Origin of the sequence: Polynucleobacter sp. HIN8, from assembly GCF_030297615.1 — a bacterium.
Taxonomy (GTDB): domain Bacteria; phylum Pseudomonadota; class Gammaproteobacteria; order Burkholderiales; family Burkholderiaceae; genus Polynucleobacter.
The window spans coordinates 1,018,848-1,040,725 of the sequence record NZ_AP028139.1; the positions used below are offsets into that span (position 1 = coordinate 1,018,848).

The following is a 21,878-nucleotide window of genomic DNA, read 5'->3' on the forward strand; positions in this document are numbered from 1 at the left end:
CATTCATCATTAACCAAGTGCTGCAACAACTGCGTCACCCATCTCGGAGGTGGATACACGTTTCATACCAGCCGTATCAATATCGGCCGTACGATAGCCTTGAGCAAGTACTCTTTGCACGGCATTCTCGATACGCTCTGCCTCGCTTGCCATATTCAGTGAGAACCGCAACATCATGGCTGCCGACAAAATAGTAGCTAGGGGATTAGCAATATTCTTTCCTGCAATATCAGGTGCTGAACCATGACTTGGTTCATATAAACCTTTATTGTTCTTATCAAGCGATGCCGAGGGCAACATCCCAATCGAGCCCGTGAGCATAGCAGCCTCATCCGACAAGATATCCCCAAATAAATTACCCGTGACAATCACATCAAAGGATTTGGGGGCACGCACCAATTGCATCGCGGCGTTATCGACATACATGTGGCTTAACTCCACATCGCTGTATTCCTTCGCAATGCGCGTCATGACCTCCCGCCAGAGCTGCGAAGTTTCTAAGACATTGGACTTATCCACACTGCATACCTTGCGATTGCGCTTACGAGCAGCTGTAAAGGCCACATGCGCAATGCGCTCAATCTCGGGTTCGCTATAGCGCATGGTGTCAAAGCCCTCACGTGCTCCTGCAAAGAGACCATCAGGAGCATTACGAATACCCTTGGGTGAGCCAAAATAAATATCGCCATTGAGTTCCCGCACGATCAGAATATCAAGACCACCAACGATTTCTGGTTTTAAGCTTGAGGCGGCGGTTAACTCTTTGTAACAAATTGCTGGGCGGAAATTAGCAAAAAGACCTAGGTGCTTGCGTAGACCTAAGATGGCTTGCTCAGGCCTTAACTCGCGCGCTAAGGTGTCGTACTTCCAGTCACCAACGGCGCCAAATAAGATCGCATCAGCTGCTTTAGCTAAATCAAGCGTGGCTGGTGGTAGTGGATGGCCTGCTACATCATAGGCAGCGCCCCCAACTGGAGCGGTTTCCAGCGCAAGAGGTAATCGGAGTGCTTCAAGAACTTTTACCGCTTGAGCAACAATTTCCGGGCCAATACCGTCGCCCGGTAGAACAGCAATCTTCATCATGAACCTTTATCTAATAGCGCTGGCCTACTCAGCGCCAGGATCGCGCCAGATTACGGGAGCTGGGTCGCAAGCCATGGCATCCGCAATAAGCGTTCTGCCTCAAAAGCTTTTATTTTATCGGCATGCCGTAAGGTCAGACCAATATCGTCTAAACCATTGAGTAAACAATACTTCCGAAATGGGGTGACCTCAAAGCTGTAACGTCGCCCATCTGGGGCAATGACTTCCTGACGCTCAAGATCAATGGTCAACTGATAGCCCGAAAATGCCTTGGTCTCATTAAATAAGTGATCAACCTCCTGCTCCGATAACACCACAGGTAAGAGACCATTCTTAAAGCAATTATTAAAGAAAATATCCGCAAAACTTGGGGCAATAATGGCTCGAAAGCCAAATTGCGATAAGGCCCAGGGCGCATGCTCTCGAGAACTACCGCAACCAAAGTTCTTACGAGCAAGCAAAATACCGGCTCCTTGATAGCGCGCTTGATTTAGTACGAAGTCAGGATTAAGGGGCCGATTTGAGCAGTCTTGACCCGGCTCACCCTGATCCAAATACCGCCACTCATCAAATAAATTTTGACCAAAACCAGTTTTCTTAATCGATTTAAGAAACTGCTTCGGAATAATCGCGTCGGTATCGACATTCTCGCGATCCAATGGGGCGACTAGGCCTTGATAAACCGTAAATGCATCCATAATTAGTTCACTGGGGTGACGGTAACGTCTTTGTTGTTCGGACTTGTGCTCGGAGAATTAGAAGACTTCGGTGCAGTTTCCACGGGCTTAGCTTGTGGATCCATTTTCTTACCCATCTCCTGCAAATCTTTACCCACACCAGTCCAGGTATTGGAACACGCTGTGAGCGTGATTGCAAAGAGAAGAATTAATCCAGTGCGCATTGAAAAGTTCATATTCAGATTCTAAGAAAGATTAAGCGATCTTGCGCACATCCACAAAATGCCCTTCGATCGCCGCGGCTGCAGCCATTGCAGGACTCACTAAATGGGTTCGACCACCCGCCCCCTGACGCCCCTCAAAATTGCGGTTGGATGTTGATGCGCAACGCTCTTCAGGCTCGAGGCGATCGGCATTCATAGCGAGACACATCGAGCAACCCGGCTCGCGCCACTCAAAACCAGCGGCCTTAAATACCCGATCAAGGCCTTCACGCTCAGCCTGGGCTTTCACCAAACCAGAGCCTGGCACTACGAGGGCTTGCTTCACATTGACCGCCACTTTCTTACCCAATCGCTCAACCACTTTAGCGGCAGCGCGCAGATCTTCAATTCGGCTATTGGTGCATGAACCAATAAAGACTTTATCCAGATAAATCGTGTCAAGTGGTAAGTTGGGCTCTAGTCCCATGTATTGCAAAGCGCGCTCCATCGCTTGTCGTTTCACAGGATCACGCTCACGCTCTGGATCAGGTACGCGACTACCGATCGGTAAAACCATTTCGGGGGAAGTTCCCCAACTCACTTGCGGTGCAATCTCTTCTGCCCGTAACTCAACAATGCGATCAAAATGAGCTCCAGGGTCTGAATGCAAAGTGCGCCAATACTGCAAAGCTTGGCGCAAGGCTTCACCCTTGGGGGCATAGGGACGACCTTGGATGTACTCAATGGTGGTTTCATCAACGGCTACTAGGCCGGCACGCGCACCTGCTTCGATCGCCATATTGCAAATGGTCATGCGCCCTTCCATCGACAACTGACGAATGGCTTCACCAGCAAACTCCATGGTGTAGCCAGTGCCACCGGCAGTACCAATCTTGGCAATCACCGCCAAAATAATGTCTTTTGCTGTGCTACCAGGTTGCAAACGACCTTCAACCCGAACTAACATGTTCTTACTCTTTTTCATGAGCAAGGTTTGGGTTGCGAGCACATGCTCTACTTCGGATGTACCAATACCAAAAGCCAATGCTCCAAAAGCGCCATGGGTACTGGTATGAGAATCCCCACATACCACGGTCATCCCAGGCAAGGTGGCGCCCTGCTCGGGGCCAATCACATGCACAATCCCTTGGCGTTGGTCATTCATTTTGTATTGGGTAATACCAAAGCGATCGCAATTTTGATCCAAGGTATCGACTTGTAACTTGGAGACGGGATCGGCAATGCCTTCAGAGCGGTCTGTGGTGGGCACATTGTGATCAGAGACTGCGAGGTTCGCTGAAATACGCCAGACTGGACGTGCAGCAAGGCTTAAGCCTTCAAAGGCTTGAGGGCTAGTTACCTCATGAAGCAACTGACGATCAATGTAGATCGTGGCGGTGCCGTCCTCTTCCGAATGAACGACGTGCTCATCCCACAACTTGTCATAAAGCGTACGCATAATCCCCTTTAAAGCAAATGAAGCAATAAAACGCTTATTTTCGCTCAGAAATGGGAGGAACGGCTCGTGGGATTGCACCCGCGAACAACTGACGTGGCCGACCAATCTTGTATTCAGAGTCGGTAATCATTTCTTCCCACTGGGCAATCCAACCAACGGTTCTAGCAAGCGCAAAGATGCAGGTAAACATCTCAGTCGGAATACCAAGCGCCCGCTGCACAATACCTGAATAGAAGTCCACGTTTGGATAGAGCTTACGACCCACAAAATAATCGTCCTCAAGGGCAATTTTCTCAAGAGTCATGGCGAGCTTGAAGAGCGGATCATTTTCAAGACCGAGTTCTTTGAGAACTTCATGGCAGGTCTCACGCATTAACTTAGCGCGGGGATCAAAGTTCTTGTATACGCGATGACCAAAACCCATCAGACGCACATTGGAGTTCTTATCCTTCACTTGGGTAATAAATTCACCAATCTTTTCTACGCCCCCGCTTGCTTGAATCGAGGTCAGCATCTCAAGGCAGGCTTCATTCGCGCCACCATGGGCTGGGCCCCAAAGGCATGCAATTCCAGCGGAGATCGCGGCAAATGGGTTGGTGCCAGAGGATCCCGCCAAGCGCACGGTCGAGGTTGATGCATTTTGCTCATGATCGGCATGCAAAATAAAGATACGGTCGAGGGCACGAACCAAGACTGGATTGACTTTATAGGGCTCGCATGGTGTTGCAAACATCATGCGCATGAAGTTGGCGGTATAGGACAGACTGTTGTCTGGGTACATAAACGGTTGACCAATCGAGTACTTGTACGACATTGCCACCAAGGTTGGCATCTTGGCGATCAAGCGAATTTGTGCAATCTCACGGGCCTTCGCATCACCGTAATCAATCTCATCATGGTAGAAAGCAGCCATCGCACCAACCAAGCCGGTTAACACGGCCATTGGGTGTGCATCGCGCCTAAATCCTCTCAAGAAGAACTGCATTTGCTCATGCACCATGGTGTGGTGCATGACCATATCCTGAAACTCACTATTTTGTTTCTGATTGGGTAGTTCCCCATTAATTAGAAGTTGGCAAACTTCCAAGAAGTCGCACTTGGTTGCTAACTCTTCAATCGGGTAACCGCGATAAAGCAATTCACCTTTATCACCATCAATGAAGGTGATCTTTGAGCTACACGATGCTGTAGACAAAAAGCCGGGATCGTAGGTGAACTTTCCGGTTTGACCATAGAGCTTCCGAATATCAATCACGTCAGGACCTTGAGTGCCCTTATAGATGGGTAGCTCGATATCGGGCGTACCGTCGGAGAAAGAAAGTTTGGCTTTGATGTTCGATTCAATCATGGTTCATTCCCAATCAGTCAATGCAATTCAATTATCGTTGACGCAACATTCCCAATACCGCTCGAGCAGACTCCGAATCCATCGCTGGCTTTAACTCTTGACGAGCTAACAATAGATCCAGCAAATCATTGTCATCCAATTGCAAGAGCGTTGATAACGCTTTACCCTGCTCTTCATTTAGTTCATGAGCGAATCGATGAAAGAAACGCTCCAGAATTAAATCGTTTTCCAACAAACCGCGTCGCGCTGCACTGCGAAGCTGATAAATCTGCTTGGCATCAAGGCTCATACTGCCCGACGCACCATCAATTCTTTAATCTTGCCAATCGCTTTGGTCGGGTTGAGATGTTTTGGACATACGTCAACGCAGTTCATGATGGTATGGCAACGGAACAAGCGATACGGATCTTCTAAATTGTCTAAGCGCTCAGCGGTTGCCTGATCGCGGCTATCGGCAATAAATCGATAGGCTTGAAGTAGACCTGCGGGACCAACAAATTTATCGGGGTTCCACCAAAACGATGGGCACGAGGTTGAGCACGACGCACACAGAATGCACTCATACAAGCCATCAAGCTCTTCTCGTTCCGCCGGACTTTGCAACCGCTCTTTCTCGGGCGGCGGCATGTCATTAATTAAGTAAGGCTTGATCGAGAGGTATTGCTTAAAGAAAAGGGTCATGTCGACAATTAGATCGCGCACCACGGGCAGGCCTGGCAAAGGACGCAGGGTAATCTTTTGGGGCAAAGAACGCATATTGGTTAAGCAAGCCAAACCATTCTTACCATTAATGTTCATTGCATCCGATCCACAAACACCTTCGCGGCAGGAGCGACGATAGGAAATGCTCTCGTCTTGCTTCTTCAGGGAGATCAGAGCATCTAAGAGCATGCGCTCGCCTTTGAGCTCAAGCTCATAGCGTTGCATCCGCGGCGCCTTATCAACCTCTGGATCGTAACGATAGATTTCAAAGATACGGGTATCACTCATAGTCTTTATCCAAGTATTAGAACGTACGCTCTTTGGGTGGAACCGACTCCACCGTCAGGGGCTTGAGTTGTACAGGCTTGTAATCCAAACGATTGCCTTCGTACCAGAGGGTATGTTTCATCCAATTGGCATCGTCCCGCTTCGGATGATCGTCATGCGCGTGCGCTCCGCGACTTTCCTTACGCGCTGCCGCCGAAATCATGGTGGAGTTTGCTGTCTGAATTAAGTTGTCGATTTCTAAGGCTTCAATTCGGGCGGTATTAAAGATCTGGGACTTGTCCTTGACCCACACATGTTTCGCACGCTCGGTGAGTTCTGCCATCTTACGAACGCCCTCGTCGAGTAACCCTTGGTTACGGAACACACCAGCGTAGGTTTGCATCGTCTTACGAATATCGTTAGCAAGATCTTGTGCGTACTCACCCGAACTGCTGTTATCAAGCTTCGCAATCCGTGCGAGCGTGTACTCGCCAGCATCCGCAGGCAGTGGCTTATGTTCACGGGCTTTTAAGTTGGCCTGTACAACATGATTGCCTGCAGCGCGTCCAAAGACCAAAAGATCCAATAAGGAATTGGTACCAAGACGATTTGCACCATGCACTGAGACGCATGAACACTCACCAATTGCATAGAGACCATTCACAATCGTATTGGGGTTACCATTTTTCGGAATCACCACTTGACCATGAATATTCGTAGGGATGCCACCCATTTGGTAATGGATGGTGGGTACGACTGGAATGGGTTCTTTGGTCACATCCACGTTCGCAAAGTTCATGCCGATTTCGTAGACCGAGGGTAAGCGCTTCATGATGGTCTCTGCACCAATGTGCGTGAGATCCAGCACCACATAGTCACCATCTGGACCGCAACCGCGCCCTTCTTTGATCTCTTGATCCATTGAGCGCGATACAAAATCACGTGGGGCTAAATCTTTTAGCGTTGGTGCATAGCGTTCCATAAAACGCTCACCATTTTTGTTCCGCAGAATTCCGCCTTCACCACGGCAGCCCTCGGTGAGCAAAACGCCTGCGCCTGCCACACCGGTTGGATGAAACTGCCAGAACTCCATATCCTCTAGCGGTAAGCCAGCGCGAGCCGCCATACCCATACCATCACCCGTATTGATATATGCATTGGTCGATGCAGCCCAAATACGGCCCGCTCCACCAGTAGCCATCAAGGTAATCTTGGCCTCAAGGATGTAAATCTCACCCGTTTCCATTTCAAGTGCAGTGACACCAACGACATCACCCTCCGCATCCCGAATCAGATCAAGCGCAAGCCACTCCACAAAGAAATGCGTCTTGGCTCGCACATTGCGTTGATACAAGGTATGCAACATGGCATGGCCGGTTCGGTCCGCTGCAGCACAGGCACGTTGCACTGGTTTCTCACCATAATTAGCGGTATGACCACCAAAAGGCCGTTGATAGATCGTGCCATCGGCGTTGCGATCAAATGGCATCCCAAAGTGCTCAAGCTCATAGACCACCTTAGGTGCCTCACGGCACATAAACTCAATCGCGTCTTGATCACCTAACCAGTCAGAACCTTTGATGGTGTCATAAAAGTGATAGTGCCAGTTATCCTCACTCATATTGCCAAGTGATGCGCCAATGCCACCCTGCGCAGCGACCGTATGCGAACGGGTTGGGAATACTTTGGATAGAACGGCGACGCTGAGCCCTGCCTCCGAGAGTTGCAAGGCTGCACGCATCCCGGAACCGCCGGCCCCCACGATCACAGCATCAAAACGCCTGCGGGGTAGTGTTTTTTTAATGGCTGTCATTCCTTACACTTTCCATAAGATCTGTATGGCATACGCTGCACAACCGACGAGCCATAAAACGGTAATCACTTGTAGACCTAAACGAATGCCAACGGGCTTCACGTAATCCATCCAAATATCACGCACACCAATCCAAGCGTGATAGAAAAGGCTGAGTAAGGCAAGGAGGGTCAGTAGCTTCATGAACTGATTGGCAAACAAGCCTGCCCAACCGTCATAACTGGGGTTACCGTTCAAAAGATAAGCGATCAACAGAACAACGGTGAAGGCAACCATAATGATTGCTGTGACGCGCTGAATAATCCACTCTTTGAGTCCGTAATGAGCACCAACGACCAGACGCTTTGGACCAATATTATTTTTTGACATAGCGTGTGACCTAAAAGAGACCAAACAAACGCAGACCCAGTATGGCAGTCAGCGTGAGACTAATCACCATGACCGATACTGCTGAGCGATTCGCGGCGGCTTTGTCGACCCCAATCTCTAGATCGAGAAATAAATAACGAATTCCGGCGCAGAAGTGATGCAGATATCCCCAAATCAACCCTAAGCAAATTAATTTCACGAATGGGTTGCCGAGCAAACTCGAGAAATACGCAAAGCTGAGCTCGGAGGCTAGACTTTTATCGAACAGGAAGAGAATGAAGGGAAGAAACAGAAATAAGGCGGCGCCAGAAATGCGGTGGAGAATAGAAACTTTGCCAGGCCATGGAAGTCGATATTGGGCAAGTTGCGCAATTCCGATGTTCCGGAACACTGGCCGCTGTTGGGCTGGATTTGAGTCCTGGTGTGAGTCACTCATAGCTGGTTGTAATCCTGACTGATGAAGGGCCAAATTGTTAAATTGTTGTGTTGCAACATATTCTATTAGAAACGTAAGACTTAGTGGACACTTTTTTGCATCAAATAAGCTAACTTATTGATTTTAAGTAATTTTATTAATTTTTCTTTAGGTGTTTCTCCTTAACCCATCAACTTAATTCATTCACATAGTGCAACTTCGTGGTCTCGTAATAGGCCACACGGACCTCAACTGGCTTGTTGCCATAAGTGAAGCTGCGGCGCTCTACCGATAAAAGGGCTGCGCCAGTCGTAAGACTGAGGTGGGAAGCCAAGTCCGCATCTGCGTTAACGGCCTTAATTTGTTCCTGAGCCCAGACCATGTGGGTATTGAATTCGCTCTCATAAAAGCCGTATAAGGGACCATTCCAAGTATTTAAACGTTCCAAGGAAATGCCCTCAAAACGTTTTGGTAGCAAGTAAATGGTCTCAAAGACCGTTGGCTGACCACCAAAGCGCTGAATCCTCTTGACCTCCATCACCGAGTCGCCTGTCTTTAGCTCCAAAAGCGCGGCAAGGTGCGCATCGGCCGAGCGCAATTCGCAGCTCAGAAAAGTGCTTCGCAGAATCAACTCTTTGCCATCGTCTGGAACAAGACGCAAAAACCGAAATTGCACCGCATCTTCGCGGTGACTCGCCACAAATGTGCCCTTCCCTTGGTGCCGCACCACCACATTCTCTGCAGCAAGTGCGTCGATGGCTTTACGGACAGTTCCTTGGCTTACTTTGTAGCGCTCGGCTAAGTCCATTTCACTGGGTATCGGTTGCCCAGGCTGCCACTCACCGGCTTGTAAGCTCTCCAATAAGAGATCTTTGATCTGTTGGTACAGGGGGCTAAAGTTGGCAGCTTGCTCTACGGATCGCATTGTTACTTATCTAAATTCTTTTATCTTATAAAAGACTTCATGCTAGTGTAAATGTAAACTAGCGATTTGTAAGCAAGTTCATCATTAACCCTTTATCCGGAGTTTGTAATGGCAAAAGCCCCCATGCGTGTCGCTGTCACTGGTGCAGCAGGTCAAATTGGTTATTCCCTACTATTTCGTATTGCCAATGGCGATATGTTGGGCAAAGATCAGCCCGTCATTTTGCAGTTACTCGAAATCCCCGATGAGAAAGCACAAAAAGCGCTCAAAGGCGTGATGATGGAACTTGAGGATTGCGCATTTCCTATGTTAGCTGGCATGAGTGCCCACAGCGATCCCATGACCGCGTTCAAAGACATTGATGTGGCTCTACTCGTTGGTGCACGCCCTCGCGGCCCTGGTATGGAGCGCAAAGATTTACTCTCCGCCAACGCGCAAATTTTTACAGCACAAGGCAAGGCGCTCGACCAAGTGGCCAAGCGCACCGTCAAGGTATTAGTGGTTGGTAACCCCGCCAATACCAATGCTTACATTGCCATGAAATCCGCGCCCAGCTTACCAGCGAAGAACTTCACTGCCATGTTGCGCCTTGATCACAACCGCGCCCTTTCCCAATTAGCAAGTAAGACCAACAAAGCGGTAGCGGATATTGAGAAACTCATTGTGTGGGGTAATCACAGCCCAACCATGTACCCCGACTATCGCTTTGCTACCGTCAACGGCCAATCGGTCAAAGACCTCATTAACGATCCGGCTTGGAATAAAGATATCTTTATTCCAACGGTGGGCAAGCGTGGTGCTGCCATCATTGAAGCGCGCGGCTTATCGTCAGCCGCATCCGCTGCGAATGCGGCAATTGATCATGTCCGTGACTGGGTCTTGGGTACCAATGGTAAGTGGGTCACGATGGGCATTCCCTCGGGCGGTGATTACGAAATCCCTGCCGAGATTATTTATGGCTTCCCAGTCACTTGTGCCAATGGTGAGTACACCCTTGTTAAAGGTTTAGAAATCGATGCGTTCTCGCGTGAGCGCATGACCCTGACCTTAAATGAGTTACTTGAAGAGCAAGCGGGTGTAAAACATCTTTTGGGTTAAGATCAGTGCATTGATAAACGCACTACAGGAGATGGCATGCGCAAATTACGAAGCTCATTACTTCCAGCATTGCTCGTTGGTATGACGCTTGGTGTTGCGCATGATGTTAAGGCACAAGAGAGTGCCTTGACCATCCCCCATGTCTGGACTTGCAGTAACAATGAGCGTTTTGTTACGAGTGGCCCTGCTGAAAAACTGATCGTGCAGTGGCGTTCGAAATCTTACGCAATGCTAAAAGAGCAATCCCTACCCGGCAGTATGCGGTTTAAGAACTACGACAGCGGCCTCGATTTAGTGGTGATTGGACCCAAGGCAATGCTCTTTAATATCAAAACGGGTATTCGTTTAGCCGACGAATGCAAAACCGTAGCAATGAAAGAAGGCAACGAAGCCCATCTTCTCGCTTTCGAGAAATAATCAATCCAATACGAGTTAATGAAATAAAGGTTGTTGCGAAGGACTATCTTCGGGCATTTCGGCATGAACCACTTCACCCTGTCGATCCGGAAAGAGTGGCACGCCACAATCGTCGCATAGTTCTGGAGTAAACAAGACAGCGTGCCGGAACACATCGTCCACGCCTGCATCATGCAGCGCATCGCAAATCCGTTTAATCGGACTTTCTTCATCGGATACATCATTGAGCGCATCACTGGCCACGCTCTCCCGATCATAAAGAGGCCAGATCACACCGTAGATAATCTCCGACGAGCCTTTAAGGCTAAATGCGATGCGGTACTCATCGGCCTGTTCCTCACCAAACGCACCCACCACACAGGCCAAGCCGGCTGGCAATACGCCGAGAGTCGATTCTAAAAAGTTCACGGCTGCACGAATGCTCAAAGGCCGCACATGTTTATCGGCTAAGCGGCAGTTCGTGAAATACGCCTCTGGCAATAGGAGCTCAAACTCACAACCGGGTAACAGTTGGCACAGTGGTTCGTACATTGCACTTTGCCACTCTGCTAAAGCCACACCGCGTTCTTGCCGCTGAGGGCCATCCATTTGCCACCGAAAGATCGGTTGCTGGTGCGGCGCAATGATTACTGCCAGAATGAATCGCGGATCTGCGAGGACGGCAATCGTCTCCGACATATCACGCAACTCGAGTTTCATCTCACCACCAGATACTGCGGCATTTGCTAAGGTCTCAAGCAAGGTGCGGGTTTGGGTGTGTGAATGAGGCATTTGGTCAATGCTGTAGAGCCATGGCACGATCGCAAATTGCGTACCCTCCGCAGCAACAGCGCGTTGTAATGCGCTAGCCGATGCTTCAATTAAGGAAACGGGTAACGGCCCCGAAGGAATTTGATAACGGGTATGGGCCACAATGGGCATCGCAATCAGTAATGCATCCCAATGCGTACCCTCGCTCTCAAAACTCATGGACTCGGCCAAGGTCTCAGCAGTATCGGCCAATACTTCAAAAGCAACCGTATTAATCCGAAAGGTTTGATCAAGAGCTGCATCAATCACCGATTGATGATGACTCTTCAACAGTTTAAGGAGGCGCGTTTGCAAACGCTCTTCCCAAAACCGATCTTCCACCTGACTGCCAGATGCGGCCAGAGAAATGGAATCCGCCACTAAACGCTCGGTCTCAGGCGAGGTGCGTTGGGATGTTTTGGAACGATGAACCGCCATAATGGAATAGCACTCCTACTCAATCAATTTACTTCAGAACTTACTTCGTTTGCTCGGCACGACGAAATACAGGTTTATCCGGCTTCGATTCTGCGGCGCTATACCGATAGCCCTCCGATTTAAAGTTCTTAAGATCTGCAACATCGGTGATGCGATTGTCCACCACAAAGCGCGCCATGAGACCGCGTGCTCGCTTGGCATAAAAAGAAATAATTTTGTACTTGCCGTCTTTCTGATCCTGAAAAACCGGTGAGATAACCGGATATCCCAATGCATCAGCTTGCAATACCTTGAAATACTCCTCAGAGGCTAAGTTCAATAAAAATGGTTTTTTCTGTTGACTCAGTGTTTTCAGAAGGGCTTTAGTAATACGATCGCCCCAAAAAGCATACAAATCCTTGCCGCGTGCATTTTTCAGGGCGGTGCCCATTTCTAGGCGATAGGGTTGCATTAAGTCCAAGGGGCGTAAGACCCCATACAAACCCGACAGAATTCGCACATGCTCTTGCGCAAAGTCAAGGGCCTTCGCATCGAGTGAGCGTGCATCAAAGCCCTCATACACATCCCCATTAAAAGCGAGTAGCGCTGGACGACTGTTCTCCGTTGTAAATGTTTTTGACCAATCGCGATAACGCCCCACATTCAAAACCGCTAATGGGTCGGAGATTCCCATTAACTTACCAACCTGCTGTGGTGAGAGTTTTTTGAGATCCGCAATTAATTTAGCCGACTCCCCCACAAAATCTGGCAGGGTGTGCTTCTTGATTTTGAGTGGTGATTCGTAATCGAGGGATTTAGCAGGCGATAAAACAATTAACATAAATAGTGGCTCGTTCAATAGTGCTTAACACCCTATTCTAGTCACCTTGGATTATTTTGCAGACCCATGAATGCGCTTTGCTATCGCGGCGCTGCAAATACCAGCTAAAACGGCCCACTCCAAGGAGATGGTTACGGTGCCAACGCCAGTAATCACCATCGGTATCCATTCGTGAGCTCCTGAACGAAATTCGTGTCGAATCTGCCCAAGATCAATCAGGTTCCATGCGACCGCCAATAGTAAAGCAGCAATCACGGCGTAAGGCAGATACTCCGCTAAAGGCGAAACAAAGATCAAGATGACTAATAGAAAAACTGCTGCACAAATCGCTGCAAGTGGAGTTTGAGCGTTGGCTGCCAAATTAACACCCGAACGATTAAATGATCCACTCGATGGATACGCTGAAAAGAACGAGCCACCCACATTCGCAAGCCCTTGCCCAATGAACTCCTGATTTGCATCAAACGCGTCATTGCGTTTAAGCGCTAATGCGCGCGCGATTGCCATGGCTTCCGTGGAGGCCAGCAAGGTCATGACTAAAACGGGCCCAAACAAGAGCTGCAGATGCTCCAATGACAGGACCGGATAGGAAAGCGGAGGCAACGCGCCAGGTATTGCACTCACTTTACGGATCCCAGCAAATTCGGCGACGTAGCGCTCAAGAACCACTAAGGCGATGCTACCAACAATTACCGCAACGAGCATGGCTGGTATCCAACGATTGAGTGGTTTCCATAAACGCATGGTGACTAAGGTGATCAGCACCAAGGTCAATACTTGCGGTCGCCACTGGCCCTGATAAATCGCGGTACTCGTTTGCTTGATGGTCTCAAGCACATTCGTACCCCGTGCAATCTCGATACCCAATAAGGTTCCAACTTGACTATTAATAATGAGTACGGCAGCGCCTGCAGTAAATCCCACAATCACGGAGTGCGGCACCTTCTCAACCCACTTCCCTGCTCCACCCAAACCCAATGCAATCTGAATCACACCAATCAGAAAACTAAGCGTGAGTACCAACACCACATAATGCTCGCTCTCCGGAATCGCTAGCGGTGCAATCAAAGCCATGGTGGTGAGCGAGATCGCATTGGCCGGCCCGGTCACCATCAGGCGGCTTGACCCAAATAGTGCAGCAATGATGCATGGGACCATCGCAGCATACAAACCATAATGCGGGGGCATGCCGGCTAGCAGAGCAAATGCAATTCCTTGGGGCAAGACCACGATCGCGCCCGTTAATCCAGCGAGGAGATCCGCGCGCACCACGCCCGGCTGCTGATATTCGGGTAACCAACGGGCAAAAGGAAAAGAGAACCGCAATTTATAAATGATCCTAAGTACTTAGAGTCAGCGTGGCACAATTTAGTCATGCCATCACCGCTTCTCCAAACTCATCATTCTAGCGATAGTCTTGCATCCGAAGGCTGGTTTGCCTCTAAACTGCCACACGTTGGTACCACCATCTTCACCACCATGTCAGCATTGGCAGCTGAGCACCAAGCCATTAACCTCGGTCAAGGATTTCCGGATTTTCCGTGCGATCCAGCCCTACTCGATGCCGTCAATCACGCCATGAATTTGGGTCATAACCAATACGCACCAATGCCAGGCATTGCTGAACTTCGCCAAGCGCTTGCACAAAAGATTGCAACCCTTTATGGCCATCACTACGATCCGCATTCTGAAATTACAGTAACTGCGGGAGCAACCCAAGCAATCTTTACCGCAATTGCTGCTTGTGTCGGTCCCAATGAAGAAGTCATTGTGATTGAACCTGCCTTTGATAGTTACTTACCAGCCATTCAATTAGCGGGTGGCAAGGCCATACCGATTGCCATGGAGATTGTGCGCGATGGTGATGGGCTCGTCGATTCGTATGCCTTGCCATGGGCAGCGCTCGCAAATGCGATTACTCCAAAGACCCGATTAATCCTAACTAACACGCCACATAACCCCACGGCTAGTATTTGGAGTGCTGCCGATTTAGAGCGTTTGTATTCGTTGGTCAAAGATACCTCGATCTTGATACTCAGTGATGAGGTATATGAGCACATGGTTTTTGATGGCAAACCGCACGAGAGCATTGCGCGCCATGCAGCATTGGCAGAGCGTAGTTTCTTGGTCTCAAGTTTTGGGAAGACCTTTCATGTCACTGGATGGAAATTGGCATTTATTGCTGCACCGGCTGCACTGATGCATGGATACCGAAAGGTGCATCAATTTAATGTGTTTTCCGTCAACACACCGATGCAATATGGCATTGCCCACTACCTGCAAAACCCCAAGCATTACCTTGGTCTTCCCGAGTTTTACCAAACCAAGCGGGATTATTTCCGGGCGGGTCTCGCTAGCACCCCCTTTAAGTTACTACCCTGCGCAGGAAGTTACTTTCAATGCGTTGATTACACCGCCTTACCGCGTAAGGAAGCAAGCCTTTCAGAGGCCGAATTTTGCCGCTGGTTAACCACGGAGTTAGGGGTTGCAGCGATTCCAAACTCGGCTTTTTATGCCAATCAAACCGAATCGGGTGTCATCCGTTTCTGTTTTGCCAAGCAAGAGTCAACGCTCAAGACCGCGCTACATCGCTTGCAGGCCTTAGCGTCATAATCATTACAAACAAGAGAGCCATGATGAAAAAATCCATGATTGATGTATACAGTTGGGCCACTCCCAATGGCCATAAGATCCATATCATGCTGGAAGAATGCGGCTATCGCTTAGATCGCGATTGGCGCGCCATTCCAATTGATATTGGTAAGGGGGATCAGTTCAAGCCAGCCTTTCTGAAAATCAGTCCCAATAATAAGATTCCAGCTATCGTTGATCCGGATGGACCCGATGGCAAACCAATCCATCTATTTGAATCCGGCGCCATCTTGCTCTACCTGGCTAACAAAACAGGACGCTTTTTACCCAAATCGATTCGCGGTAAATATGAGACGATGGAATGGCTGATGTTCCAAATGGGTGGTCTGGGTCCGATGCTCGGTCAAAATCACCATTTCCGTTTGTATGCGCCTCAAAAAATTGATTACGCAATCGAGCGTTATACCAATGAGGCCAAGCGTTTGTATGGTGTTTTGGATGAGCGTTTAAAGAAATATCCGTTCATCGTTGGAAATGAATACACCATCGCCGATATTGCGATCTTTCCATGGACTCGTCGTTGGGACAAGCAAGGTATGGACCTTAACGACTACCCGAACTTCAAACGTTGGTTTGAGATGATTGGTGCGCGACCTGCCGTGCAGCGCGGAGTTGAGGTACTGACCACCTTACGTAAGCCCGAGATGGATTCGAAAGAAAAAGAGCAGTTATTTGGTGCAACTCAATATCAACGCAGGAAGGTATCAAAATGACCATCACCTCCATTGGAATTATTGGCGCTGGCACAATGGGTAATGGCATTGCACAAGTGGCTGCGAGCGCTGGATATGATGTCGTGTTACTTGATGTTAGCGATGCGGCACTCGAGAAAGGTTTGGCAGCACTAAGTAATAGCCTTGATCGCCTGATTAAAAAAGAAGTGATAAATGCGGAGCAAAAATCCCAAACATTGGCGCGGATTAAAACAACGACACATTACGCTGATCTGGCTCAAGTCTCTTTAGTCATTGAGGCCGCCACAGAGAATCAAGCCATCAAAGAATCGATCTTGCAGCAAGTCGATCAGGTGGTGAGTAACGATACGATCATTGCCAGCAATACTTCATCCATCTCGATTACGCATCTGGGTTCACGCAACTCACGACCAGAGCGTTTTATTGGGATTCATTTTTTTAATCCCCCACCCCTAATGGCCCTCATCGAGGTCATTATGGGTAAGCAAACCAGTCCCGAGACCCTCAAGGCCGTGCTGGCAATGGCCACGCGCATGGGCAAGGAACCCATTACGGTACAAAGCTCACCTGGCTTTGTGGTCAATCGCATCCTTCTACCGATGATTAATGAAGCTTTCTTTGTCTTGCACGAGGGGATTGCCAGCCCAGAAGATATTGATACCGGCATGAAACTTGGGTGCAATCACCCCATCGGTCCACTGGCATTGGCTGATCTAATTGGTTTAGATACTTGCCTAGCCATTATGGAGGTGTATCACAAAGAATTTAAGGACGATAAATATCGTCCATCGCCATACCTGATTGATTTGGTTGCCAAAGGACATCTAGGACGCAAGACTGGACGCGGAGTGTATGCCTACGACAAAAAGTGAGATGCCCTTGCCAACCATTGTGCGGATCCTCGGATACGCCGGCCTCATGCCGTTTATTGGTCTAGCCTTCATGGTTCAGCTCGCCGACAGTCCCAATGACCTCATTGCCCTCGAGTCACTCGTGGCATATGGTGCAGTGATCGTCTCGTTTTTGGGTGCCCTGCACTGGGGGGCTTGTTTTAAGACGCTTAGTGAGTCAACCCACAATCGCTGGCTTGATCATAGCGTTTGGATTTGGGGAGTCATGCCAGCACTGATTGCTTGGTTGGCGATTCATATCTTTATTCCACTTGCGCTTTTACTGCTCGCAGCAACCCTAGTCGTTCAGCGCGTGATTGATCAAAACACCTACCATTATTACTTTACAAGCCCAGACGCCGCGAGTGCCTTTCTAAGGATGCGCAGGCATTTAACAGTCGTGGCAGCACTTTGTTTGATATGGGCGGGCCTAACTAGCTTGGTCCGCAACGCCTAGTTACTCGTGCTTCTTGTGATAGGTGCTGGCAATAATCTTCTCGGTGTAGGCAATCGAAATAGCCGACAACACAAAGGTCACGTGGATCAAGGTTTGCCAGATCAGTGTTTTCTCATCGTAGGCAGAAGCATTGATAAAAGTCTTCAATAAATGAATCGAGGAAATGCCAATAATCGCGGTTGCTAATTTGACCTTCAAGACGCCCGCATTAACATGGGAGAGCCATTCAGGCTCATCGGGATGATTTTGTAAATCAAGGCGCGATACGAAGGTTTCCCAACCACCCACAATCACCATCACCAAAAGATTAGAGATCATGACCACATCGATTAATCCCAATACAACCAACATCAAGGCAGTCTCAGTGAGGTCTTTGTCCCTCATCATCGAGATTAAATGCGCGAGCTCCATCCAAAACTGCCAGACATAAACGCCTTGCGCAACAATGAGTCCGATATATAAGGGGGCTTGTAGCCAGCGGGACATAAATATCCAACGTGGCAAAGGACGTAACTTCTTTTCAAATGCGAATTCTTTATCTTCGTTCATAGCATCATTTTAGCGGACTTTATGTCATGGTCATGACCTTATAACAACCAACAAAAGTGCGAGAATAGGAAGATGATGCCCGGCCTCTTTGACACCAAACCCATTGCACCATTGGCCGAGGCCTTGCGTCCCAAACAAATCGATGAAGTGATTGGACAGGCGCATCTATTAGGGCCTGGTAAACCATTGCGCTTAGCCTTTGAAAGCGGTCAACCGCATTCGATGATTTTGTGGGGACCGCCTGGAGTTGGTAAAACTACCATCGCCAGATTATCCGCACAAGCCTTTCGTCACTCTTTCATCGCGATCTCAGCAGTCCTTGCCGGTGTTAAAGAAATCCGAGAGGCCATTGAACAGGCACACCACGACATGGCTCAATTTGGTCGGCAAACCATCCTATTTGTTGATGAGATTCATCGGTTTAATAAGAGTCAACAAGATGCGCTGCTGCCGCATATGGAATCTGGTCTTTTCACTGTGATTGGCGCAACCACCGAGAACCCCTCGTTCGAGGTTAATGCTGCCCTTCTCTCACGTGCTCAAGTTTATGTTCTCAAGTCACTCACCAACGATGAGTTAAAACAACTTGTAACGCGTGCGTGCGCGCATGCCTTGCCCACCATTGCATTGAGTGACGATGCCATCACTACCATCGTGACCTACGCCGATGGCGATGCACGGCGCTTAATCAACTTGGTCGAGCAATTGCAACAAACTGTACGTACCCAGGGAATCACTTCGGTGGATCGAGCTCGGATTGAGAACACCCTCAATCTCAATACGCGGCGCTTTGATAAGGGTGGTGATCAGTTTTATGACCAGATCTCGGCCTTACATAAATCAGTCCGTGGTTCGCATCCGGATGCCGCGCTCTATTGGTTGTGCCGAATGCTCGATGGCGGTGCCGATCCCCGCTATCTTGCACGTCGGATTATTCGGATGGCGTGGGAAGATATTGGTCTAGCAGATCCGCGCGCGATGCAACTTGCCAATGATGCCGCGCAAACCTATGAGCGCTTGGGATCCCCCGAGGGCGAACTGGCGCTAGGGCAAGCCGTGGTTTATCTAGCCGTTGCGCCCAAGAGCAATGCGAGCTACCAAGCATTTAATGCGGCTCGCGCTTTTGTTGCCACTGATCGCAGTCGTGAAGTGCCGGTGCACTTGCGTAATGCGCCAACCCAACTCATGAAAGACCTAGGGCATGGTCATGCCTATCGCTACGCGCATGATGAGCCCCACGCGTATGCTGCTGGAGAATCCTACCTACCTGAGGGTATGGTGGAGCCGCGCTGGTATGAGCCAGTTGAGCGTGGCCTAGAAAGTAAGATTGCGGAGCGCATGGCTTTCTTGCGTGGCTTGGATGATCAAGCCAATCAAAGCTGACGCATCAGCCGTTTCTGAACGAATAAAACTACGATATACTGTATAAATATACAGTATATGAAATCGATTCATTTACCCCCTCTGCCGTCCTCGTGCCTCACCCCCATCCGGCGCGAATCGTGTTATCGACCTCTGATTGCCGGACGTGCGCCTGCTGGATTTCCGTCACCAGCAGCCGATCATTACGACAAACGCCTTGATCTCAATGAACACCTGGTCTTGCATCCAGAGGCCACTTTTTTCTTACGAGTCAAGGGCGACTCAATGATTGGGGCGGGTATTCATGATGGTGACTTATTGGTGGTAGATCGCTCGCTTGAACCCAGTCATGGTCGGGTGGTCATTGCAGCGCTCGATGGAGAGCTCACTGTCAAACGCTTACATCAACAACGCGGCAAGATTTTGCTCTGCGCTGATAATCCCAACTACCCCGCCATCGAGATTCGTCAGGGACAAGAGTTGCAAATTTGGGGGGTTGTGGCCCACGTAATCCATAAGGTGTAGATTGCCTATGCGCCCTGTCTTTGCTCTAGTAGATGGCAATAATTTTTATGTCTCGTGCGAGCGCGTATTCAATCCTCGCTTCGAGGGCAAGCCCGTTGTAGTTTTATCAAACAATGATGGTTGCATCGTTGCCCGTAGCCAAGAAGCCCGCGCACTCGGAATTCGGATGGGAGCCCCCTTCTTTGAAGCCAAACATCTGATGCACTCGCACGGCTTAATTTGGCTAAGCTCCAACTACACCTTATATGGCGATATGAGCGCGCGCCTAATGGCCCTCTTAAGCGAATTTACCCCCCATCAAGAAATTTATTCGATTGATGAATGCTTTCTTGACCTAACAGGCATTCCAAATGATTTGGTAGCGCATGCCCACCGAATGCGTAAACGCATTAAGCAATATTTAGGATTGCCGACCTGCGTTGGGATTGGTCATAGCAAGACCTTGGCCAAATTAGCCAATCACATTGCTAAGAAACGTTTGCATTATCAAGGCGTATTTAGCTGGTCACATTGCAATCGCCTTGAGGCCGATGCTTTGATGGCCGATATCGATATTGGTGAAGTATGGGGGGTGGGTCGTCGCCTAAAAATCCAACTCGAGCAATTTGGTATGCGTAGCGTATGCGATCTGAAATATGCACAAACGAGTTTGATTCGTAAACGCTTTGGTGTTGTGCTTGAGCGTACCGTGCATGAGCTCAACGGGGTGAGTTGCCTTACTTTAGAAGACACCGAAGAGCACCAGGCGGTTCGTAAACACCAAATTATCTCGAGTAAAAGTTTTGGTAAGCCTGTTCATCAACTCGATGAGTTGCGCCAAGCGGTAGTAAGTTATGTCACACGTGCAGCTGAGAAATTACGCCAGCAAGGTTCGTGGTGCTCACACCTCCTCGTTTATCTACGCACCAATCCATTTGCGCCCCATCATCCCCAATATGCCAAAAGTATCACCATCCCCCTATTGATGAGTACGGATGACACCCGCGTATTGGCCAAACACGCCAGCGCAGGCATTGAACACATTTACCGTCCTGGCTTTGCATACAAGAAAGCGGGGGTAATGCTCTTCGATCTGCATCCAGCCGGGCATGATCAGGGTGATCTTTTTTGTCATGCACCACAACGCGAGCGTTCCTCCCAACTCATGCAGGTGATGGATCGGCTTAATCACGAATATGGTTCCAACACCCTGCGCCTCGCAGCCGCTGGCTTACGCCCACAGTGGACCATGCGCTCTTCACAACGTAGTCCTAACTACACCACAGCCTGGAATGAACTTGCCCAAGCATGCGCGAATCGCTAATACAATGAAGCATCCATAACCATTGCAATTAAAGGAAATACGATGCGCAAATTTTGGCTCTCGCTTGGTCTTGCAGTTAGTATCACTGCCCTCTCAGGCTTTTCGTACGCAGGACCTAAAGTGGAATTTAAGACCAACCTTGGTAACTTCGTCGTCGATCTTGACTCCGATAAGGCCCCCAAGACCGTCAATAATTTTTTGGGGTATGTAAAGAGTGGTTTTTATAACGGTACTGTATTCCATCGCGTTATTAATGGTTTTATGGTTCAAGGTGGCGGCTTTACTACTGATTTGGTACAAAAACCAACGCAGCCACCTGTGGTCTCCGAAGCGCAAAATGGTTTAAAGAATCAGATCTACACCATTGCTATGGCAAGAACCTCAGATCCCGATTCAGCAACTGCGCAGTTTTATATTAATGTCAAAGACAACCCCGGCTTAGACTTTCCAAATGCAATGGGTAATGGCTACACGGTCTTTGGAAAAGTAATTTCAGGAACACAAACCATCGATAAGATCAAACAAGTGCCAACCGGTGTTGCCTCAACCCCGCGCGGCCGGATGGCTGATGTACCTAACACCTCCGTTGTTATTGAGTCGGTCACCATCCTCAAATAAGTCA

The 21,878-nt window shown here is 49.1% G+C and carries 25 protein-coding genes; 10 read left to right on the forward strand and 15 right to left on the reverse strand.

What is annotated here, in order from left to right:
• Window positions 1–9: 9 nt before the first annotated feature.
• The 11 genes from leuB to QUE65_RS05490 form a co-directional block, all read right to left on the reverse strand.
• Window positions 10–1,080, reverse strand: a complete 1,071-nt coding sequence (gene leuB, locus QUE65_RS05440) for a 3-isopropylmalate dehydrogenase (protein WP_286282449.1) — start codon at window positions 1,078–1,080, stop codon at window positions 10–12.
• 53 nt (window positions 1,081–1,133) lie between these two features.
• The gene (leuD, locus tag QUE65_RS05445; RefSeq protein WP_215368494.1) at window positions 1,134–1,781 is read right to left on the reverse strand and encodes a 3-isopropylmalate dehydratase small subunit; all 648 of its coding nucleotides are present in this window, start codon (window positions 1,779–1,781) and stop codon (window positions 1,134–1,136) included.
• 2 nt (window positions 1,782–1,783) lie between these two features.
• Window positions 1,784–1,996 carry a hypothetical protein gene (locus QUE65_RS05450; protein WP_286279903.1) on the reverse strand — a complete coding sequence of 71 codons (213 nt, stop codon included), beginning with the start codon at window positions 1,994–1,996 and terminating at the stop codon, window positions 1,784–1,786.
• Window positions 1,997–2,015: 19 nt separating this feature from the next.
• Complete coding sequence (leuC, locus tag QUE65_RS05455; RefSeq protein ID WP_215372575.1) at window positions 2,016–3,425, reverse strand: 3-isopropylmalate dehydratase large subunit; 1,410 nt, start codon at window positions 3,423–3,425, stop codon at window positions 2,016–2,018.
• A gap of 31 nt (window positions 3,426–3,456) precedes the next feature.
• A complete protein-coding gene (gltA, locus tag QUE65_RS05460; protein WP_286279905.1) occupies window positions 3,457–4,770 on the reverse strand; it encodes a citrate synthase in 1,314 nt (437 codons plus the stop codon).
• Window positions 4,771–4,801: 31 nt separating this feature from the next.
• On the reverse strand, window positions 4,802–5,059 hold the full coding sequence (locus QUE65_RS05465; protein WP_215368502.1) for a succinate dehydrogenase assembly factor 2: 258 nt from the start codon (window positions 5,057–5,059) through the stop codon (window positions 4,802–4,804).
• Complete coding sequence (locus QUE65_RS05470) at window positions 5,056–5,760, reverse strand: succinate dehydrogenase iron-sulfur subunit (RefSeq protein WP_108508463.1); 705 nt, start codon at window positions 5,758–5,760, stop codon at window positions 5,056–5,058. The genes QUE65_RS05465 and QUE65_RS05470 overlap by 4 nt, the downstream gene beginning before the upstream one ends.
• A 16-nt stretch (window positions 5,761–5,776) precedes the next feature.
• Window positions 5,777–7,552 (reverse strand): succinate dehydrogenase flavoprotein subunit, encoded by a 1,776-nt coding sequence (gene sdhA, locus QUE65_RS05475; protein ID WP_286279908.1) that lies wholly within the window; start codon window positions 7,550–7,552, stop codon window positions 5,777–5,779.
• Between the two features lie 3 nt (window positions 7,553–7,555).
• Complete coding sequence (sdhD, locus tag QUE65_RS05480) at window positions 7,556–7,921, reverse strand: succinate dehydrogenase, hydrophobic membrane anchor protein (protein WP_215368507.1); 366 nt, start codon at window positions 7,919–7,921, stop codon at window positions 7,556–7,558.
• Between the two features lie 10 nt (window positions 7,922–7,931).
• Entirely contained in the window at window positions 7,932–8,357 is a 426-nt protein-coding gene (gene sdhC / locus QUE65_RS05485; protein WP_286279909.1) for a succinate dehydrogenase, cytochrome b556 subunit, read from the reverse strand.
• A 169-nt stretch (window positions 8,358–8,526) separates the two neighbouring features.
• Entirely contained in the window at window positions 8,527–9,261 is a 735-nt protein-coding gene (locus QUE65_RS05490) for a GntR family transcriptional regulator (protein WP_286279910.1), read from the reverse strand.
• Between the two features lie 108 nt (window positions 9,262–9,369).
• Between QUE65_RS05490 and QUE65_RS05495 the strand changes: the two genes are divergently transcribed.
• Both QUE65_RS05495 and QUE65_RS05500 read left to right on the forward strand, forming a co-directional pair.
• Window positions 9,370–10,359 (forward strand): malate dehydrogenase, encoded by a 990-nt coding sequence (locus tag QUE65_RS05495; protein ID WP_286279911.1) that lies wholly within the window; start codon window positions 9,370–9,372, stop codon window positions 10,357–10,359.
• A gap of 36 nt (window positions 10,360–10,395) precedes the next feature.
• Window positions 10,396–10,776 (forward strand): hypothetical protein, encoded by a 381-nt coding sequence (locus QUE65_RS05500; RefSeq protein WP_286279913.1) that lies wholly within the window; start codon window positions 10,396–10,398, stop codon window positions 10,774–10,776.
• 15 nt (window positions 10,777–10,791) lie between these two features.
• Here QUE65_RS05500 and QUE65_RS05505 read toward each other — a convergent pair whose 3' ends face one another.
• The 3 genes from QUE65_RS05505 to QUE65_RS05515 are packed head-to-tail and all read right to left on the reverse strand — an operon-like array spanning window position 10,792 to window position 14,149.
• The gene (locus tag QUE65_RS05505) at window positions 10,792–12,003 is read right to left on the reverse strand and encodes a DUF2863 family protein (RefSeq protein WP_215368519.1); all 1,212 of its coding nucleotides are present in this window, start codon (window positions 12,001–12,003) and stop codon (window positions 10,792–10,794) included.
• A 40-nt stretch (window positions 12,004–12,043) separates the two neighbouring features.
• Window positions 12,044–12,823 (reverse strand): peroxide stress protein YaaA, encoded by a 780-nt coding sequence (yaaA, locus tag QUE65_RS05510; RefSeq protein ID WP_286282450.1) that lies wholly within the window; start codon window positions 12,821–12,823, stop codon window positions 12,044–12,046.
• Window positions 12,824–12,874: 51 nt separating this feature from the next.
• Complete coding sequence (locus QUE65_RS05515) at window positions 12,875–14,149, reverse strand: SulP family inorganic anion transporter (protein ID WP_286279915.1); 1,275 nt, start codon at window positions 14,147–14,149, stop codon at window positions 12,875–12,877.
• A 48-nt stretch (window positions 14,150–14,197) separates the two neighbouring features.
• Between QUE65_RS05515 and QUE65_RS05520 the strand changes: the two genes are divergently transcribed.
• The 4 genes from QUE65_RS05520 to QUE65_RS05535 are packed head-to-tail and all read left to right on the forward strand — an operon-like array spanning window position 14,198 to window position 17,517.
• Entirely contained in the window at window positions 14,198–15,436 is a 1,239-nt protein-coding gene (locus tag QUE65_RS05520) for a methionine aminotransferase (RefSeq protein WP_286279916.1), read from the forward strand.
• Window positions 15,437–15,471: 35 nt separating this feature from the next.
• Window positions 15,472–16,188: a glutathione binding-like protein gene (locus QUE65_RS05525; RefSeq protein WP_286282452.1), complete on the forward strand. Its 717-nt coding sequence runs from the start codon at window positions 15,472–15,474 to the stop codon at window positions 16,186–16,188.
• Window positions 16,185–17,042 carry a 3-hydroxybutyryl-CoA dehydrogenase gene (locus QUE65_RS05530; protein WP_286279918.1) on the forward strand — a complete coding sequence of 286 codons (858 nt, stop codon included), beginning with the start codon at window positions 16,185–16,187 and terminating at the stop codon, window positions 17,040–17,042. The genes QUE65_RS05525 and QUE65_RS05530 overlap by 4 nt, the downstream gene beginning before the upstream one ends.
• Entirely contained in the window at window positions 17,023–17,517 is a 495-nt protein-coding gene (locus QUE65_RS05535; RefSeq protein ID WP_286279920.1) for a DUF3429 domain-containing protein, read from the forward strand. The genes QUE65_RS05530 and QUE65_RS05535 overlap by 20 nt, the downstream gene beginning before the upstream one ends.
• Here QUE65_RS05535 and QUE65_RS05540 read toward each other — a convergent pair whose 3' ends face one another.
• Complete coding sequence (locus QUE65_RS05540; RefSeq protein WP_286279922.1) at window positions 17,518–18,066, reverse strand: TIGR00645 family protein; 549 nt, start codon at window positions 18,064–18,066, stop codon at window positions 17,518–17,520.
• Window positions 18,067–18,141: 75 nt separating this feature from the next.
• Between QUE65_RS05540 and QUE65_RS05545 the strand changes: the two genes are divergently transcribed.
• The 4 genes from QUE65_RS05545 to QUE65_RS05560 are packed head-to-tail and all read left to right on the forward strand — an operon-like array spanning window position 18,142 to window position 21,874.
• A complete protein-coding gene (locus tag QUE65_RS05545) occupies window positions 18,142–19,449 on the forward strand; it encodes a replication-associated recombination protein A (protein WP_286282454.1) in 1,308 nt (435 codons plus the stop codon).
• A 57-nt stretch (window positions 19,450–19,506) separates the two neighbouring features.
• A complete protein-coding gene (locus QUE65_RS05550) occupies window positions 19,507–19,953 on the forward strand; it encodes a LexA family protein (protein ID WP_286279924.1) in 447 nt (148 codons plus the stop codon).
• A 7-nt stretch (window positions 19,954–19,960) separates the two neighbouring features.
• Complete coding sequence (locus QUE65_RS05555) at window positions 19,961–21,256, forward strand: Y-family DNA polymerase (RefSeq protein WP_286279926.1); 1,296 nt, start codon at window positions 19,961–19,963, stop codon at window positions 21,254–21,256.
• Between the two features lie 42 nt (window positions 21,257–21,298).
• A complete protein-coding gene (locus tag QUE65_RS05560) occupies window positions 21,299–21,874 on the forward strand; it encodes a peptidylprolyl isomerase (protein WP_286279927.1) in 576 nt (191 codons plus the stop codon).
• The last annotated feature ends 4 nt before the right edge of the window (window positions 21,875–21,878 follow it).